The organism is Paraburkholderia aspalathi (assembly GCF_900116445.1).
Classification (GTDB): Bacteria; Pseudomonadota; Gammaproteobacteria; order Burkholderiales; family Burkholderiaceae; genus Paraburkholderia; species Paraburkholderia aspalathi.
Genome location: NZ_FPBH01000029.1, coordinates 1 through 17,536, shown reverse-complemented (window position 1 = coordinate 17,536; position 17,536 = coordinate 1). Strand labels below are relative to the sequence as shown.

Here is a 17,536-nt window from a genome sequence, read left to right as displayed (position 1 = left end):
CCGCCCTGAAGAGGCAGGACGACACGCAGCGACGATGCCGGCACGGCGACTGCGCACCGGCATCGCGTCTCACGCGTTATTTGAGTTCGTACAGGCCGGTGTGGGTGGTCGAGTCGAGTTCGTTCAGATGCGTCATGAAGCGCGCAACCGCGTTGGTGGTCTCCGCATTGATCGGCAGATGCGGCACCTTCAGCGCATGCAGGCGGAAGATATAGCGATGCGTCTTGTCGCCGCGCGGCGGCGCTGCGCCACCGAAGCCGACCGTGCCGTAGTCGTTGCGCAATTGCAGCGCGCCTTGCGGCAGCAATGAGCCATCGGTTTTGCCCGCGTTGCGCGGCAGCGATCGCGCATCAGCCGGAATGTTGACGACGACCCAGTGCCAGAAGCCGCTGCCTGTAGGCGCGTCCGGATCGTGAACGGTGAGTGCGAAGCTTTGGGTATCGGCCGGCGGCGCGTCCCACTGCAACGCGGGCGAAATGTTCTCGCCGTCTACGCCGAAGGCCTTGTCGTGGTATTCGTGGGCTTTCGGCATAAAGCCGTTGGTGGGGAAATCGTCGGACCAGAGACGGAAATCAGCCATCGTGTGCCTCCCTTCTTGGTGGTTCTGGGATGGTCGGAGCGTGCTGTTTTTGCTACCGGCTTGCCATTGAACTGCCGGCCAGTTGCTGCCTGATTTCTGCAGCGTCGGCACGCAAAAAATGCTCCGAGCTAGCCAATCGAGTGTATCACCAGCGGCTCTGGAGTTCCCTCCAGCCGGGTAGGCTACAAGCAGCTTTCAGCTGCGTTCCTCGAAGCTCGGCGCGTCGCTCTTCAACCAGTCGACGAGCCGCTGCAACACGCCCTCGATATCGCGATTCGCGCCACGCAAAGCGCATTCCCATACCACTCCGACGCGCCAGCCGCTGGCAAGCAGCGCCGCGCGAACCTTCTCGTCATTGCTGCGATTGCGGCCGATCTTGTCGCGCCAGAACTCGGGCCGGGTTTGCGGCCATTTGAACAGATGGCAGTCGTGACCATGCCAGAAACAGCCGTGCACCAGCACGACGGCGCGATAGCGCGGCAGCACGATATCCGGCCGGCCCGGCAGATCGCGCGCGTCTAAACGGAAGCGAAAGCCCCGGCCATGCAGCAGGCTGCGGATCAAGATTTCCGGCTTCGTATTGCGGCCGCGAATGCCGGACATCATCCGGCTACGCGTTGCGCTGTCGACGATATCGACCATCGTTAGCGTCTGGGTAGCGGAGCGGGCCGCTCAGGAATAGAGCGAAAGGGCTTGCTTCGAACCATTGTGCGTCTCCACGGCAAGCAGGTTTTGCACATGCGGCAGCATGATGCGCGCCACTTCCCGCATCACCGGCATGACGACGCTGTTGCCGAACTGCCGGTAAGCCTGCGTGTCGCTGACCGGAATCCTGAAGGTGTCGGGAAAGCCCATCAGCCGTGCACATTCACGCGGCGTCAGGCGCCGCGGCCGCAAGTGTTCGCCTTGATAGACCAGGATCTCCGACCCGTCCTTGTGATAACGCGCCGAGAGCGTGCGTGTGACGCTCTCGGGATAAGCCATGCCGAAACCGAAGCCATTGCCCGCCGCGCGATGCTTCGCCGCGTAGTTTTGCAGATAGGTCCAGAGATTCGGGGTGAGCGTGTACTTCGGTTGCACGCGTTTGCTCGCGCGGTCGAAGAAGCGATCGTGGTCCCATGGCAGCACCGGTTCGCTGCCGTCCGTGCGATGCAGGATCGAGCCAAGGCGCGGACCGCTTTCCGGCAGACGCAGATCGTCCCAGGAAAACGACGTCTTGCCGCGAAAGCCGACGATGATGATGCGCTCCCGATGCTGCGGCGTGAAATGCTGGCCGTCGACCACGCGGTAGTGCACTTCGTAGCCGAGCTCGTCGCGCAGCGTCTGCAGGATCACGTCGAAGGTGCGGCCTTTGTCGTGCGAGAGCAGATTCTTCACGTTCTCCAGCAGGAATGCGGCGGGGCGCTTTGCCGCGATGATTCGCGCGACGTCGAAAAACAGCGTGCCCTGCGTCGTGCATTCGAAGCCGTGTGGACGACCCAGCGCGTTTTTCTTGCTGACGCCGGCAATCGAGAACGGCTGGCACGGAAAGCCGCCAAGCAGCACGTCGTGGCTCGGCACTTCTTCGGCGGGAAAGGAGACGATGTCACCGATCAGCGCGTGGTCGCCGCCGGGCGGGTAGTTCTCGCGATAGGTCTTGGTGGAGAAATCGTTCCACTCGCTCGTGAAGACGCAGTCGCCACCGTGCGCCTCGAAACCCATCCGAATGCCGCCGATGCCGGCAAACAGATCGATGAAGCGGAATTGGGCGTCGCCGGTGGCTAAGCCGGCCTTCGTCCGGCCGCTGCTGTGCAGCAGATCGCGCAAGGCCGGTTCGAGCATCGACGGACACGGTGTTTCGCCTTTTTCCCAGCGACGTACCGTCTTGATGTCCTTACCGACGTGCGCGGCGATTTCGCGTTGAGTGAAGCGGGCGCGCGCCTGTTTGAGCAGGTCGAGCGGTGCGGCGAGGGTCACGGATATCCTTGCTGGGAATTTTTGCGGACATTATGACCTAAGGTCGTCCCTTTTTCCTATTTTCACGGAGTGTGAGCAGAAAATTTCCGGTCGCACGAAGACCGTTTTGCCTAAATGCGAATGTCACAGTTGGACGTGTAGGCTTACAGCGTGACGCGAAATCCCCGCGTTGCGACGTGTTCAGGCCGCGACAGGGTTCGCGGCCTTTTTTTAGCTGGGTTTTAGCTGGGGAGAGTAGGGCTGAGCGGCGCGGAAGACCGGCCATCGAGCGTGCGGCGCGTCAGATCAGAGATGACGGCTGGCGGCGACGTGTACCGGCTGGAACGGGGCGGCGGTCGGTCCTGTCCATACTGGCGGGGGTTCGGCTTCGAACTGGTCCAACTGCAGCAGGAGGCTGTCGACCGCGCACAGTTGCGCGTGGGACAGATTGCCGGTGTCGAGCAATTGGTACAGGCGCTTGCGCCAGTAGGTAACCGGCAGAATCGGTCCAGCCAGATCGCCTTGTAAAGACGGTCGCATCACGCGCCCAATATGCGCGATATCCTGGTCGACTAGCGCCGCCTGGGATGACCCCGTCAGCATAATGAGTGTGCGTTCCATAGCCCCTCCATGGCACCTTTACGGCAGGCCGGGGCGGGACTTTAGGGCTTTTTTGAAATATTTTTCGCGGTTCGGTTCGTTGGGCAAAACGGCCGGCGGGCGGCGTGGGCACACCCGTTGCTGAATCGGGATACTGGCGTAATGACGCGCCGGCATTCCAGATATCGGAGCCAAACATGAACAAGGACCAGGTAAAGGGTGTGGGTGAGCAGATCAAGGGCAAGGTCAACGAAGCCGTCGGCAAGGCCACCAACAACCCCGGTAAGGAACTTAAGGGCGACCTTCAACAAGGCGCCGGCAAGGTGCAGAAGGCCTATGGCGACGCTAAGGAAGACGCCAAGGACAATGCAAAGCGCAACGCGCCGTAATTTGGTTCGCGGTGTTGTTTGACGGGGAAAGGCGCTTCGGCGCCTTTTTCTGTTTTTACGGGGCTTGGGTGCCGGGCTCTGGCTGTTGGGTGTTAGTGCTTTTCCGTCAGACGCGGGGTACGGCGCCGTTTTGGCCTGGGAGTAACCCGGGTTCGGCGCCGTGGACGTTCCGCACGCTGTGCGCCGCCTTTAGACTTGGCGCATCCAACACGTAGGAGGCGCCTATGACACCCGAAAAAGTGCTTTCGATGTTCGAGCGGCAGTACCTCGAGGGCAAGACGCCCGTCGACCTCGAAACCCTCTGTGCGAGTTTCGCCACGTGGCTGGCGGCGACGTGGGACCAACACGATGGCGAGCAGAAGACGCTGTTGCTGACAATCGGCGCGGCTTTGTGGCGCGAAGGGTATAACCTGCGCGCCGGTACGGCTACCAAGGATTTGTGGTGAACCTGAGTGCCTTTGTGCGGCTAGGCGGTGGGGAAACGCGTCGCGTGGCAATGTTCGCGTTGGTGTGATTCGAGGCGACCCGCACTGCGGCGCTCACGCACGCGTTCTGCCGAGTCGGTTTATATTTGGCGGTCGCGTGTTCGGGTCTCTGTTCTCGGTCTTTCGGCCGGTCGCTGATTCCCGATTCCCATTTTTAGCCGCAGCTTTCGCATAAGGGTTACACCATCCATGACCGATCTCTCCGCCTTCCCGATCACGAAGAAATGGCCTGCCGAGCATCCGGACCGGATTCAGCTGTATTCGCTGCCGACGCCCAATGGCGTGAAGGTTTCGATCATGCTCGAAGAGACCGGATTGCCCTATGAGCCGCACCTCGTGCGCTTCGATACGAACGACCAGATGTCGGCGGAGTTTCTGTCGCTGAATCCGAACAACAAGATTCCGGCGATCATCGATCCGAACGGTCCGGACGGCAAGCCGCTGCCGCTGTTCGAATCCGGCGCGATTCTGATTTACCTGGCGGACAAGGCCGGTCAATTGATTCCGAAGGATGCTGCTGGCCGTTATGAGGCGATCCAGTGGGTGATGTTCCAGATGGGCGGCATCGGCCCGATGTTTGGCCAGGTGGGCTTCTTCCACAAGTTCGCTGGAAAGGAATACGAAGACAAACGCCCGCGCGATCGTTATATCGGTGAGGCGAAGCGGTTGCTGGCGGTGCTGGATCAGCGGCTTGAAGGGCGTGACTGGATTTTGGGTGATCAGTATTCGATCGCTGATATCGCGACTTTCCCTTGGGTGCGTAATCTGGTCGGGTTCTATGAAGCCGGGGATCTGGTCGGGATTGATGAGTTTTCGAATGTGAAGCGAGTGCTGGCGGCGTTTGTTGCGCGTCCGGCGGTGGCCAGGGGATTGGATATTCCGAAGCGGCCTGCGTGATGGGGTGAGGGTGGTTTGTGCTGCGACTGCGATGTGGTGGCGAGACCCGTTGCGGCGGTCAGGGCAGTTCGGCCGGGTTGCCACCCATTGCTCGGTAAAGGTCACGCACAAACTCCTCGCTGACGACGTTCCACTCGGGTGAGGCATAGAGGACGTCTTCTGGATTCTTCTTGCCCCGTGCGTGACGCAGCGTGCGCACGGTCAATTCGAGAGCCATCGCTTCTTCATATAGAGGATGGCCAGGGCGGAGGCGGTCGTCGTTTTCCATGCCTGATTTTCGGCGGGCGCGGGGAATACTTTAGGTGTTGGTGGGTGGTGTGGGTTTATAGGCTGCGTGGATTTCGCGGATGTGGTCAGGCGGGTACGGTTGGCACGCAGGGCAGAGGAGAATTGGGCTTCAACCGTTCCGTATTCGGCAGACGCGTGGGTAATGACGGAGGCAAAAAAGCCCCGCCGGGCAATGCCGGGCGGGGCTTTTTGATGTGTCTGGATGTTGCTGATTGGTCCCCCCGACAGGAATCGAACCTGTATCTAGCGCTTAGGAGGCACTTGTTCTATCCATTGAACTACGGGGAGATAGATGTTTTCAATGGGACGACCGGGGCCTTGCTTCTGTCGGCTTCAGCCTTGTCCCGTGGGCGTTTCCGGCCTTTCTGCTTCTTCCTAAATGAAGCGCCGTGACAGCCTGTGAACCCCAGTTTATAGCAGTCGCTGCTACACTTTTGCTACAAATCGACCCTGTAGCAGTCGAAAGTGATCTGGCACTGCTACAGTTTCTGAACGGGGTAAATCATGGCTTCAATCCTGCCAGTCGGCAGTCGCTGGCGTGCCCAGGTCCGCAAGCGAGGGCAGAGTATAGCAAAAACGTTCAAGACGAAAGGTGCTGCCGAGGCCTGGGCACGGGCCAAGGAAGTCGAGATCGACAACGGCCAGAATGCGGTCGATTCGGCCACCGTCAAGGTCGGCGAGCTCGTCAGGAAATACCGCGAAGCGCGCGCCGAATCCGGCCGGCCGGTCAAGGAAAAGTCAAACGAGGACTACATCCTGAAGCGGCTGGAAGATGCGTTCGAAAGTGACTTTGCAGCGAAACTCACGACACAACGTACCGTCAAGTTCGCGCAGGATCGTAGGAAAGCCGGCGCCGGTGGCTATACCGTCGACATGGATATCTCGAAGCTCGGCACCGTCCTGCGCCACATGGGGTCATTGCTCGAGTTGACGCTACCCGATGCGATCGGTACGGCTCGCCCCACGCTCCACCATCTGCGTCTGATCGAAGCCGGCGGCAAGCGTGAGCGCAGACCAACACCCGAAGAAATCGAGAAAATCTTTGCGTGGTTCGCCGAGCATCCGGAGCGTCAACAGGCGATGCCGGATCTGTTGCGCGTCGCCATGCAGTGTGCGTTTCGCCGTGGTGAACTGTTCAGCCTGCGCTGGGATGATATCGACGCCGAGAATCACCTCGCGCTGGTGCGCGATCGCAAGCATCCCCGGCAAAAGGTCGGCAACAACGAGTGGATCCCGCTGATTGGCGACGCGTTCGAAGTCATCATGCGGCAACCGCGCTATCCCGTGCCGCCGGAATATGTTGAAAAGCGCAAGGCAGATCCAACGACGCCGCCCCACAGGAACGACTACATTTTCCGTTTTGACAAAGGCACGGCCAGCAAGTACTTCAAGCAGGCCTGCGACGAAAAGGGAATCGTGGATCTGCACCTGCATGATCTGCGGCATGAAGCCACCAGCGCGCTGTTCGAAGCTGGGTGGCAGATTCCAGAGGTGGCCGCCGTGACAGGGCATAAGGACTGGCGCAACCTGAAGCGGTACACCAATCTGGACCCGGCGCAGGTGGCAAAGAAGGGGAGGCTGAAACTGGTCAAGGCGGCCTGAGTTGGCCGCCTGATGTCGACCAACTCAGGCGGGCTGGTGATCTTTGAGCCAGTCGCGCAGCGCGTCATTCATCCGCGTCTGCCAGCCGTCGCCCGTCGCCTTGAACGTGTCGACGATGTCGGCATCGTACCGAACGGACAGTAGCACTTTGGGCGTCTCCAGGCGCGGTCGACCCCGGGCGCCCAGGCGCTTCATCTTTCTGAAGTCTTCGGCCGGCACCTCATAGGTGTCCGGATCGGCAGCGATGCCGCGGTTGATTGCCGCGTCTTCTTCGTCTGTCGGCATGATGATCTTAGGTTTGTTCGACATAGCTCTGCACCTCGCGCTTGTTCGCCTTTCGCATGCTGATGATGTGCATCGCGTTGCCGCGCTGTGTGAACACGACGCAGTAAAGGCGGTTACCGATGACGCCGAAGCCCACTTCACGCACTTCCTTGTAGTCGCGACGCGTATCGACGTAGGTCATCAAATCCGACCAGTCCAGCGTGGCTGCCATGCCGAGCCACACACCGTGCTTGTCTGTGTTCGATTCGTTTTTGGCAGTGTCGTAGGTGATGTCCATGCAAATAATTGTAGCTACATTTAATGTTGCGCGCAACGATTATCCGTAGCTACAGATAAATTTGCTGTTGCATCATGCCGACGCTTTCTCACGGGCCTTCCTCGACATGTCGTCGAGGTACTCGGCCACTGCGTCATAGGCCGCATAGCGCGCGGCACCTTCCTTGTACGTCGGGATTGGGAACGTCTCGGCGCTCACCTGGTTGCGGATCGTGCCCTCGGACATGGCCAGCAGCGTAGCGAGCTGACCCATGGTCAGCCGCGGACCGAATTTTTCGAGGATGTAGGCGCGGGTTAGCAGTTTCATATCAAGCTGTCCTGTTCTTCGGTTTTTCAAATATCCAGCAGCGCACCGCTTCCGGCCGGTGTTCCAGATGCTTCTCCAGGTTCCGTCGCTCGTTGATCGCGCTGCGCACAACTTTCTGATCGACGTATTTCCGTGCGCGGCTCGTCTTGAGCACACGCTTTAGGTCGACGAGCGGCGTGATGCGCAGCTTGTGCTCCTGGGCCACCTGTTCGAAGTGCCGCAAACTGATCGCGATCAGATCAGGATCGTGTGAGTGATTGAGTCGCGATGCTTCGCCGGCGTCCAGATAGTCGAACGCCTCCCAGAAGTCCTCAACCAGCGGGTGGTCGGTGCTGATCGAACGCTGTCGCTCGAGCGCCATGCTGCCCAGTTCCGCGTGCGTTGCTTCGCGCTGTTCCGCTGTAAGAGGAATGACCAGCTCCAGCGCGTCAACGAGGGCGCGCATCTGTCCATGAATCATGGCGATCCGGCCGGTCCTGATATCGGGCCTGGCGGCGAGCTCGTCCCGATATTGTGTGAACCGCTCGAAGAACTGCTCGAGCACCTGTGCCTCATTTTTTGCCGCTGTGATCGCGAAGCCGGAAAGCTGGTCGATTGGCCACTGTTCAAGTTGTCCGGCCGCTGCGCGTGTTTCGGCAGTTTGCGTGGCCCGATCCATACGCACATGCACGATCCGTTGCATCACGGCTTCACTCGCCTCGACCTTCGCGTTCTGGCTAATGACAATGGATCCACGGAACGGCGGCTCGTCGGTTTCGTTACCGGACGTCTTTGTGCCGCGAGCGCGCACGCTACGACCGTTATAGGCGGTCTTCAGCTCGTCCCAATCAAAGCCTTTCGCCTTGTTACCGTCATCGCCTCGATCGCCTTCAATCAGCACGACCGGCAGATTGCCGACCTGCGACATGTTTCGCGCACGGCCGGCCAGCGACGACTTGGACGGATCGAAACCCTCGTAGTCCAGGCGGCCGACCAGCTTCCACAGGAATTCGAGCATGGTCGTCTTGCCTGAACCGGGTTCGCCGATCAGTTCGAAGAATGGGTAGCTCTTGTGCTTCGCGCGAATCTGCTCCGCGAAAAGTGTGCCGAGCCAGAACGCGAGCGCGACGACGCCCTTGGCGCCGAACGCCTTCCACAGCGGATTGAGCCAGGCGGTACTAAAGTTGTCGGTATCAGCATTGAGGGCCAGTGATACCGAGTGATTGACGCTCTTGATACTCAGCGGCCCAATGTCAAAGTAGTCCTCGTCATTCAGCGCGTAAACCTCACCGCCTTTGATCGCTGTGTTCTGGAACACGTAGCACTCGTGCTCACTGCTATAGCCGATGAAGTCGATCGTCTTGACGCGTTTAAGGCCAATACCCCAGTGATGGACCATGAGGTGGTCGAGCTGCTGCGTTGTGCCGGTGAATACGGCGCCGGGTGCTATCGATAGAAGCCGTTTTTTGAACTCCGCGGTCGACGCCAGCTGAGTACCCGTAAAGGTGTTCTTGACGACGTCACCCTTGTCTGGCCCGTCGATATGAAAGTAGTACCAGCTCTCGTCAGTGACTTTCTTTTCCTGAAAATACAGTGCGGTCGGCACGCAATTCGCAAGCGTTGTTACCGTGCTCGCCTGTTGCACCGCGTGTTCGCGCAGTTCGTCTTCGCTTTCGAACTTCGCAGTCTTCTCGACCAGCTCGCGCGCCTTGGCGTACCTTTCGAGATCGAGCTTGAACCAGTACAACCGGCCGTGGTGGATGAACGAAAACGCGTTGTAGCCATCATGGTTGTAAATGAGACGCGCCTTATCTGTCGGCGTGTCAACCAGTAGCAGATCACCGTGATAGCGGTACTCCTTGATGTCTGCTGGGGCGAGGGCCTTGCGCTGATGCATGTCGTTCCAGTCCAGCTTGTCCCGGCCGCGTTGCGGAATCTGCGCGGCGACTGCCGTCCAGCCATCGGCGCGTGCGCGCTCAACCCATTTGCGTGTCGCTGATTGTCCGGCCTTATCGGCATCGAGTGCCCACACCAGGCGCGGGCACTTACCTGACACGACCGCCGCGCGGAGAAGTTCTAGCGCCTTCGCAGGGTAGTTGGTGCAGCTCAACGCGGAAACGGCGGTGATGCCATGATGCAGTAGCGCAATGGCGTCGAAAATCCCTTCAACGATCCAGACCTCGTCCGACCGGGTCAGGTCCGCGCCGGGGGCTTCCCACCATGTGCCGCCATACGAGCCGTTGAAGTTGGCTTTGCGTTTGCCGAACCGTTCCGGGCGATCGATGATGCGCTCCCAGTATCCGCCCGCTGGCAATGGGAAACGCACGGTCGCGCTACCGGCCTTCAATTGGCCGTTCCAGTAGCTGTCCTGTGCGTACCAGCCGCGAATCCTCTCCAAATCGAAGGCGCGTGCATCGCGCAGATATGCGTCGGCCGCCGCGTTCGGATTGGTCGGTGTTGGCTTGAACCTATCCGACCAGCTCTCAAACAGATCGCGATAGAGGTCTTTGACGTGGAACTGCGCGCCGCAGTTGTTTAGCCGCCCGCACTTAAGCACCCACGGTGCGTCGGCGTGGGCGTGCAATTCCTTCTTCTCGCACGCTGGGCATCGACCTTGCTGCAACCACGCGCCGGCGTGCTTGAAGCCGTAGTCGGCGAGCAGTCGTTGCGTGATGTCGTGATGCAGTGATGCCCTCATCGAGCAACTTCCTGTTCTTGCTGAAGGTGCCGCGCGATTCCTTCGCTGGCAGGGTTGCCGGTTGTGGCTGGGTCGAAAAGTGCACCGTCGAGTGCTGCGCTAACATGGGGGAATTCGAGAGACATTCGAGCGCTAATCGCCGCAAGCAACAAGTACAGCGATCGCAACCGTTCGTGGCTGCCTGGGCGATTGTTGAAAGGCACCTGAGCCGCGCCGCGTACGATCATGTCTGCGAGTATCGCATCGTAGTAGGCGGTGGTGCGGCGGGTTACAGGCTCGATGCGCCGTTTCAGTTCTTTGATTGATGCCATGAGTTCTATCTACGTAGGTGTTACGTGTGGCGTTTGGAGGCGGCATTCGCCTTTACCAGAGCCGTTGGGCCGCATCGCCTCTGCCTCGTGACTTGACAGACTTGCCATCAGATCGGCGACGGTAAACACCCGGAGCTGACCGTTTGCAGGGTCGCGAACGAATACAGCGAAACTCGTTGTGAGATTCATGTCGACATATGCCCGGCACGCCATCGAGTCTCGTTCGCCGCAGGCTTGCAGGGAAATGATTTCGGCGCGCTGCTTCGATATGAATGCAGTGTGGACGAGGTGCGGTGCTCAGGCCGATCTCGGTGATGAAGTGTGTGTTTGTGCCGGTATTGCCGGGCGCAACAAGTGCGGCGCGGCCGGCGTTCGTGATGGTGATGAGGGATCCAGCCATGTTAAATATCCGAAATGAGAAGGCGGCGATAGACAGCGGGTCGTGACACACCGGCGAGCGACTGGATCCCATGCATCGAGAACGTGGCTTCTGTGAGGCATAGCCGACGGTAGAGCGCGGGCCGGATGGCACCCGCGACCGGTTGCGTGCCGGTGACAGTTACGCCCTGGGTGAATGTGTAGTGCGCGCTCAGGCGTTTCGTCCTGTCGATCTCCTCGAGCACGTCACGCACCAGATCGGCCGTGATGCGCGTGCCCTCGCGACCGTGCACGGTCAGCACTACGTCGAAGGTGCCAGGCGTGCCCGGGGGCGTGAGCTCCCACCATTCGCGCAGGATCAGATCGACGCCGAACGCAGCGAGTGCGGCACGCACCGCGCCGACCGTTCCTTTCTTCTTCGCGATCGGGATGGTTCTGCGCACGCGATCGCGCTTTTCGGCTTCGCTCCAGTAGTCTTGCCACCGATCGGCGCCGAGGTGCCACGCGAGCCACGGAAGAATCGCAAGCGGGCAGGTGTCCGGATTCGTGAGGTCGCGCAACGGGACGGCGATGTCGCCCAGTCGCGCGGCGACGGTCGCTAGGTTGCGCTCGTGCGTGGTCGAGTTCGGCGGCAACAGCTCATTCATAGACACCCCCGTCGATCAGCTCAATCGAGGTGCAAAAGGGTGCCTGCTGTTTCGTGGCCGGGATGCTCGCCGGTGGCGAATCGAGGTTGACCTTCTGCACTCCCGGCGCGCGCAGCGCGGCATAGACGCCGTCGAGGGTGATCTCCATGCCGAGCCGGTGCATCTGTTCTGCATACACAGCGGCGCGCTTGTTCGCTTCGGCAAAAGCGACCTCGCGCGAGGGGCCATCAAAAAATCGCAACGTGGCGCGAATGCTGTAGCGCAGGATTTCCGCGCTATGGACAACCACGCGGTCGCCGAGCGGGCGTACGTCCTCAGGCGACAATGCTGCGTCGACGATATCCAGTAGAGCTCTGTCGGCCGTGCCGTCACCCACGCGTGAAAGAACGGTAACGACGACATTGCACGGCGTGGGGCTGATTGCCGAGGCGTCACGCACCAACCCGCTCGCATCGCGCGCGTGCTTCACATAGGCGCCTTCAGGGCCAGCTACCGAAAAGCCCTGGGGGGCGAGCTGCGTGCGTGTGCGCAGGTCGTCGTTACCTTCCCTGATCTCGGCGATATTGTTTGCGGGGTCGGCCGGCCTGATGATCTGGCGTTCGATATCGAAGAACGCCGCAAGATTGTCGAGGTCAGCATCCATCGAATAGGCAAGCATGACTGCGCGCGCGGCGTCGTTCACACGCTGACGCAGGACGATTTCCCGATACGCGTTCTCCTGCAGCAGGATCAGCATCGGTTCTGATTCCAGCTCGAGCGTCGCGGCCACGTCCTTCTGATCGACGGCCGGATACAGCGACACCAGGTGGGCTTTGCGTTCAGCCAGCAGGGTTTCGTAGTCGATGGTTTCGACGATATCGGGCACTGGCAGGCGTGACAGGTCGATCGGGGTCGTGCTCATGCGGCACCGCCGCCGGTCAGTTGCACGCGCGTGGACGTCGGCGCACCCGTCTCCGAGGTGACACCTTCAACGTCGAGAATCTGCACGCTTTGGCCTGAGTCGTTCAGCTCGGTCGTGAGTTGAACGCGCGTGACTGTTAGCCGCGGTTCCCAACGCATCAGCGCGGTCGCGCTTGCGGCGTACAGGCGCGTGCGGGTTGCGCCGTTGTTGGGAGCGTCGACGAGGTCCGGGATCTCTGAACCAAAGCTGCGCCGCTTCACGCGTGAGGCGAGTGACGTCGTCAGGATCTTTCCAATCGACTGGTAAAGGTGGTCGGCCGTCCGTGGTCGCACCTTCAACGGCGACACGAAACCATTTCGACGTGCTCGCGTGGTTCGCAGCTCCGGCGGCGCTAGCGATCGAGCCGATGCCGAGTGCGGCAGCGCCATGAGCGCCGAGTGCGCCAACGATATCGCCGTGATTCAGGACGGCACCGACAGACAGCGCGGCCGCATGGGCGTCCATCGCAAAAGCAAACGTCAGCGCCGCGACGGCGACCGACAGAAGCGACAACTTACGGTTGTGCATGTGTACTCCGGCAGGTTGAAACAGGTATGTGAGCGAGATGTTCATGTTGCTGTCTTGCCTGTGGGTACTCAATCAGTAGCGTGTGTTTTCGCTGTGGGAACAAAGGCTTACGCTGCGCGCGCGCGTGACGCGCGGGTACGCTTGCGCCATGTCAGAAACCACCGATCTAACCCGCTCAGAACTGGATCCACGCCGGGCAGCGCGTGCCCTGTATTTCCAGGGTTGGCGCGTGTCGTCTATTGCGCGCCATCTGCAGCTCAAGCGCGCGACGGTTGAGGCGTGGAAACAGCGCGACGGTTGGGACAGGACAACGCCTGTCGAACGCGTGGAGCTGACGGCAGAAATGCGCCTCTGTGCGTTGATCGCGAAGGAAAAGAAAGACCCGGTCGACTTCAAGGAAATCGATCTGCTTGGTCGGCAGATGGCGAACGTGGCTCGCGTGCGCAAGTACAACGAGACCGGGAAAGAGGCCGATCTCAACCCGAACATTGAAGCGCGCAACGCGGCGCCCAGGAAGAAGCCGACGCGCAACGATGTGAGCGAAGAGCAGAAAGAGAAAATCTTCGACGCGTTCCGCGATTCGCTGTTCGACTATCAAAAGGTCTGGTACCGAAATGGCCACCAACGCACGCGCAATCTGCTGAAGTCGCGGCAGATCGGTGCGACCTGGTATTTCGCGCGCGAGGCCTTTGTCGATGCGCTTGAAACCGGACGCAACCAGATTTTCCTTTCCGCGAGCAAATCACAGGCGCATGTTTTCAAGCAGTACATTCTCGCGTTCGCACGTGAGGCTTGCGAGATCGAGTTGACTGGCGACCCGATCGTACTGGCTAACGGTGCGACGCTTTACTTTCTCGGCACGAACGCGCGCACGGCGCAGAGCTACCACGGCAACTTCTATTTCGATGAGTACTTCTGGGTGCCGAAATTCACGGCGCTAAACAAGGTCGCATCAGGCATGGCGATGCACGACCATTGGCGCAAGACGTATTTTTCGACACCGTCGAGCATCGGTCACGAGGCCTACAAATTCTGGAGTGGGGAGCACTTCAACAAGGGTCGACCGAAAGGCGATCACATTCATCTGGACGTGACGCACAAGGCACTGGCGCTTGGCCGCGCTTGTGAGGATTTGCAGTGGCGCCAGATTGTCACGGTCGAGGATGCGGCGGCCACCGGTTGTACGCTGTTCAATCTCGACAATTTGCGGCTCGAATACAGCGCCGAGGATTACGCGAATCTGTTGATGTGCCAGTTCATCGACGACACCGCGTCAATCTTCCGGCTCGCGGATCTGCAGCGCTGCATGGTCGACTCGTGGGACGAATGGGCCAACGACTTCAAGCCGCTCGCGCTGCGGCCGTTTGGCTATATGCCGGTCTGGGTCGGTTACGACCCGGCGCTGTCGGGTGACTCAGCGGGGTGCGTAGTTATCGCGCCCCCAGTGGTGCCCGGTGGCAAATTCCGCGTGCTCGAAAAACACCAGTGGCGCGGGATGGATTTCGAGGCCCAGGCGGAGAGCATCCGCAAGATCACGCAGCAGTACAACGTCACCTACATGGCGATCGACACGACAGGCATCGGGCAGGGCGTTTATCAGCTCGTCAAACAGTTCTTTCCGACCGTGGTCGCGTTCAACTATTCGCCCGAGGTGAAAGGGCGGCTCGTGCTTAAAGGCTTGTCGGTTGTGGGAAATGCGCGTCTGCAATTCGATGCGGGATGGACCGACATGGCCCAGTCGTTCATGGCGATCAGAAAGACCGTGACGCCGAGCGGCCGACAGGTGACATATGAGGCCGGCCGTAGCGAGGAAACGGGACACGCCGACCTTGCATGGGCTGTGCTGCACGCGCTGTCAAACGAACCGCTTGAGGGCATGACGGCGCAAAACAGTGGTTTTATGGAGATTTACGCATGAGCAGAAAGCAATCGCGGAAGCTATCGAGCGCCGCCCAGCCGGCCGCGCCCGTGCCCGCAACGAGCAGGGCAGAGGCGTTCACGTTCGGCGATCCAATGCCGGTGCTCAATCGCGCTGAGATACTGGACTACTGTGAGCTGGTCACGATCAACGGATGGTATGAACCGCCTGTGAGCTGGTCAGGCCTTGCCAAGACTTTTCGCGCCGGCACGCACCACGCCTCCGCACTGTACTTCAAGCGCAATGTGCTCGCGTCGACCTTTATTCCTCACCCGAAGCTCTCGCGCGAGACATTTCGGCGCTGGGCGCTCGATTTCCTTATGTTCGGTAACAGCTACATCGAGCGGCAGAAAAACCGCCTGGGCGGCACGCTCAAATTCGAATCGGCGCCGGCGAAGTACGTGCGACGCAGGGCCGATCTGCAAAGCTATGCGATGACGGATGGGTGGCGTGTCACGCATGAATTCGCCGCCGGTTCGATCTTTCACATGATCGAACCGGACGTGAACCAGGAGGTGTACGGCTTGCCCGAATATCTCGGTGCGCTGCACTCGGCATGGCTGAACGAGTCGTCGACGCTGTTCCGCCGACGTTACTACGAGAATGGCAGTCATGCGGGCTTTATCCTGTACATGACCGACGCGGCGCAAAATCAGGATGACGTCGACACGCTCCGCACGGCGCTGAAGAACGCGAAAGGGCCGGGCAATTTCCGCAACCTGTTCATGTACGCGCCGAACGGCAAGAAGGACGGGATCCAGCTCATCCCCGTGTCCGAGGTCGCGGCGAAGGATGAGTTTTTTAACATCAAGAACATAACGCGCGATGATCTGCTGGCGGCGCATCGTGTCCCGCCTCAGTTACTCGGTATCGTGCCGAGCAATACGGGCGGGTTTGGTGCGGCCGACACCGCGGCCAAAGTGTTTGGGCGTAATGAGATTCAGCCGTTACAGGCCCAGTTTCTGGAGTTCAACGAATGGGCCGGCGATGAAATGGTGCGGTTTGTGCCGTACACGATCGACACGGTTGCAACCGCGTAGGGAGTTCGCGTTTTTGAACGCCTGCCTTAGACATTGTTGGCTCGTGGGCAAGTGTCCTGCGTACCGCCTCAATATCAGTGGTTATGTGCGAGTATTTCCTGAGCCTTTACAAGAACATAACCGGGGCGATACGTTACCTTTTCCATCTCGCGTTCTGTGCCGGACTTGTGGCTCATAATCAGTTGAATGATCGGCAGAAGGCCGCCTACGGCTGGCAAGACCTGAGAAGTCGCTACGCCGTACGCAGATACGCCGAAGCCGAGCAGCGTGTAGCTGCTCTTCCAAAAGCGGGCCGCGTGTCGTTGGATGCCGCCAAGTTCATTGCGAACTTCAACTGATTGTTGTCGTAAATCGTCGACAACTGATCTGGATGAGAGAGCGCCGTCGCCGTCCCCTGGTGTCGACAAATGCTTTGCCAGCATCTCTCGAAACATGGGTAACGCTGAGGCGGCCTCTTGGCGTAGTTGGATGATCTGAGGCGAGGTGAGGTCACTAACCCACGGCACGTTAACGCTGCGTCGTTCGTCAAGGAGACGTAACTCTGAACGATTTCGAACTGCGCCTTCCTTGTAGGCGAGCCCTGCGAGACCGATGCCCGAGTTCGAGAAAATTGCGCCGGAACCAATAACGGCCTCTCTGCCCGTCCACAAAGCGGAATGAACGGCTGAACGCACTGCGCCGTGAACAAGATCCTGTAATGAGACTAGATCGGACTTTGCGGATCCGCGCGGTAGGACATGCAGATACAAAGGCGGATCGTACAGGCTTCCCGTTTTGAAGGAGAATCCTCCAGCAGGGTGCGGTTCTAAAGAAAACTCTTCCGAATGCTCGCGCTGAAGGGTTTCCGCAATTCGATCAACTTCTTCATTGAAGTGATCTAAGCAAGCGGAGCAAGCTCTTATCCAAGGACTGCGAAATTTAACGATTCCAGCGGCCATCAATGGATAAAGCTCCAACAAGACCAACGCGTGGCCTAGTATTTCATCAAGCTTTCTGTTTGTAACTCGGCCAAACCGGCAAAATTTCTCAGTTACGAGGTCTGTCAACCATATCGTGTCGGCGATCAGGCCAATGCTGCGCGTTAGCCGTTTGGCTGCTTCTACTCTGCAACCAATTGCCTGGCATCCCTGGTCCTCGCTAAAAAGGTCTAAGCCACCGTCAAGGTAGACGGCTAGGCTGCCTGGCGCGGCGGACACTCGAGTGCGGGAGGCAGCCGACACCTCGTAGATTTCTGATTGCCGCTTGAGCTCGGGCAACATCTCCTTGAGCCGTCGCCGAGCTACATGCCAATCTTTGCTTTTCGCAAATACTTCTGAAATGAGCAACGGTATAGCGGGCGGTATGTGGTCGAGCTCTTCTATTGAGACTTCCATAATTCATGACATCACCACAGCGTAGCCTGGATCCAGCAAGCGGCGATGATCGAGGGTCGCTTTTGAGCACTCTTGAGCTT

The 17,536-nt window shown here is 59.6% G+C and carries 20 protein-coding genes and 1 tRNA gene; 6 read left to right on the top strand and 15 right to left on the bottom strand.

From position 1 onward, the window contains the following. Positions 1-76: 76 nt before the first annotated feature. The 4 genes from BM438_RS33840 to BM438_RS33825 form a co-directional block, all read right to left on the bottom strand. Positions 77-580: a YbhB/YbcL family Raf kinase inhibitor-like protein gene (locus BM438_RS33840; protein ID WP_054035050.1), complete on the bottom strand. Its 504-nt coding sequence runs from the start codon at positions 578-580 to the stop codon at positions 77-79. Between the two features lie 195 nt (positions 581-775). Beyond that, positions 776-1,222, bottom strand: a complete 447-nt coding sequence (locus BM438_RS33835) for a very short patch repair endonuclease (protein WP_054035049.1) — start codon at positions 1,220-1,222, stop codon at positions 776-778. A 30-nt stretch (positions 1,223-1,252) separates the two neighbouring features. Next, positions 1,253-2,536: a DNA (cytosine-5-)-methyltransferase gene (gene dcm / locus BM438_RS33830; RefSeq protein ID WP_093643817.1), complete on the bottom strand. Its 1,284-nt coding sequence runs from the start codon at positions 2,534-2,536 to the stop codon at positions 1,253-1,255. A 285-nt stretch (positions 2,537-2,821) separates the two neighbouring features. Then, positions 2,822-3,136, bottom strand: coding sequence for a hypothetical protein (locus BM438_RS33825; RefSeq protein ID WP_093643815.1), 315 nt, complete (start codon positions 3,134-3,136; stop codon positions 2,822-2,824). 176 nt (positions 3,137-3,312) lie between these two features. On the opposite strand from BM438_RS33825, the gene BM438_RS33820 reads away from it, so the two are divergent. From BM438_RS33820 to BM438_RS33810, 3 genes are all read left to right on the top strand, one after another. Beyond that, a complete protein-coding gene (locus tag BM438_RS33820; protein WP_035552219.1) occupies positions 3,313-3,504 on the top strand; it encodes a CsbD family protein in 192 nt (63 codons plus the stop codon). 224 nt (positions 3,505-3,728) lie between these two features. Continuing rightward, positions 3,729-3,950, top strand: a complete 222-nt coding sequence (locus tag BM438_RS33815) for a hypothetical protein (protein WP_054035047.1) — start codon at positions 3,729-3,731, stop codon at positions 3,948-3,950. A 228-nt stretch (positions 3,951-4,178) separates the two neighbouring features. After that, the gene (locus BM438_RS33810; protein WP_093643812.1) at positions 4,179-4,886 is read left to right on the top strand and encodes a glutathione S-transferase C-terminal domain-containing protein; all 708 of its coding nucleotides are present in this window, start codon (positions 4,179-4,181) and stop codon (positions 4,884-4,886) included. A gap of 58 nt (positions 4,887-4,944) precedes the next feature. Here the strand turns inward: BM438_RS33810 and BM438_RS33805 are convergent, their stop codons facing one another. Beyond that, entirely contained in the window at positions 4,945-5,154 is a 210-nt protein-coding gene (locus BM438_RS33805) for a hypothetical protein (protein ID WP_093643810.1), read from the bottom strand. Between the two features lie 233 nt (positions 5,155-5,387). Then, positions 5,388-5,462, bottom strand: a tRNA-Arg gene (locus BM438_RS33800). A gap of 216 nt (positions 5,463-5,678) precedes the next feature. On the opposite strand from BM438_RS33800, the gene BM438_RS33795 reads away from it, so the two are divergent. Beyond that, positions 5,679-6,776 (top strand): site-specific integrase, encoded by a 1,098-nt coding sequence (locus BM438_RS33795; RefSeq protein ID WP_093643808.1) that lies wholly within the window; start codon positions 5,679-5,681, stop codon positions 6,774-6,776. A 24-nt stretch (positions 6,777-6,800) separates the two neighbouring features. Here the strand turns inward: BM438_RS33795 and BM438_RS33790 are convergent, their stop codons facing one another. The 8 genes from BM438_RS33790 to BM438_RS33750 form a co-directional block, all read right to left on the bottom strand. Beyond that, complete coding sequence (locus BM438_RS33790; RefSeq protein ID WP_093643806.1) at positions 6,801-7,085, bottom strand: BrnA antitoxin family protein; 285 nt, start codon at positions 7,083-7,085, stop codon at positions 6,801-6,803. Further along, positions 7,069-7,338, bottom strand: a complete 270-nt coding sequence (locus BM438_RS33785; RefSeq protein ID WP_093643803.1) for a BrnT family toxin — start codon at positions 7,336-7,338, stop codon at positions 7,069-7,071. Before BM438_RS33785 ends, BM438_RS33790 begins: the two co-directional genes overlap by 17 nt. 72 nt (positions 7,339-7,410) lie before the next feature. Next, positions 7,411-7,644, bottom strand: coding sequence for a hypothetical protein (locus tag BM438_RS33780; protein ID WP_093643801.1), 234 nt, complete (start codon positions 7,642-7,644; stop codon positions 7,411-7,413). Position 7,645: 1 nt separating this feature from the next. After that, positions 7,646-10,321, bottom strand: coding sequence for a toprim domain-containing protein (locus BM438_RS33775; protein ID WP_093643799.1), 2,676 nt, complete (start codon positions 10,319-10,321; stop codon positions 7,646-7,648). After that, complete coding sequence (locus tag BM438_RS33770) at positions 10,318-10,632, bottom strand: hypothetical protein (protein ID WP_093643797.1); 315 nt, start codon at positions 10,630-10,632, stop codon at positions 10,318-10,320. The genes BM438_RS33775 and BM438_RS33770 overlap by 4 nt, the downstream gene beginning before the upstream one ends. 401 nt (positions 10,633-11,033) lie before the next feature. Continuing rightward, entirely contained in the window at positions 11,034-11,657 is a 624-nt protein-coding gene (locus tag BM438_RS33760; protein WP_093643793.1) for a phage tail protein I, read from the bottom strand. After that, entirely contained in the window at positions 11,650-12,558 is a 909-nt protein-coding gene (locus BM438_RS33755; RefSeq protein ID WP_093643791.1) for a baseplate J/gp47 family protein, read from the bottom strand. The genes BM438_RS33760 and BM438_RS33755 overlap by 8 nt, the downstream gene beginning before the upstream one ends. Beyond that, the gene (locus tag BM438_RS33750; RefSeq protein ID WP_093643979.1) at positions 12,555-12,905 is read right to left on the bottom strand and encodes a GPW/gp25 family protein; all 351 of its coding nucleotides are present in this window, start codon (positions 12,903-12,905) and stop codon (positions 12,555-12,557) included. Before BM438_RS33750 ends, BM438_RS33755 begins: the two co-directional genes overlap by 4 nt. Positions 12,906-13,273: 368 nt before the next feature. On the opposite strand from BM438_RS33750, the gene BM438_RS33745 reads away from it, so the two are divergent. Next, positions 13,274-15,043, top strand: a complete 1,770-nt coding sequence (locus BM438_RS33745) for a terminase ATPase subunit family protein (RefSeq protein ID WP_093643977.1) — start codon at positions 13,274-13,276, stop codon at positions 15,041-15,043. Further along, complete coding sequence (locus tag BM438_RS33740; protein ID WP_093643789.1) at positions 15,040-16,083, top strand: phage portal protein; 1,044 nt, start codon at positions 15,040-15,042, stop codon at positions 16,081-16,083. The genes BM438_RS33745 and BM438_RS33740 overlap by 4 nt, the downstream gene beginning before the upstream one ends. A gap of 74 nt (positions 16,084-16,157) precedes the next feature. Here the strand turns inward: BM438_RS33740 and BM438_RS33735 are convergent, their stop codons facing one another. Then, positions 16,158-17,456, bottom strand: coding sequence for a hypothetical protein (locus tag BM438_RS33735; protein WP_093643787.1), 1,299 nt, complete (start codon positions 17,454-17,456; stop codon positions 16,158-16,160). Between the last annotated feature and the right edge of the window lie 80 nt (positions 17,457-17,536).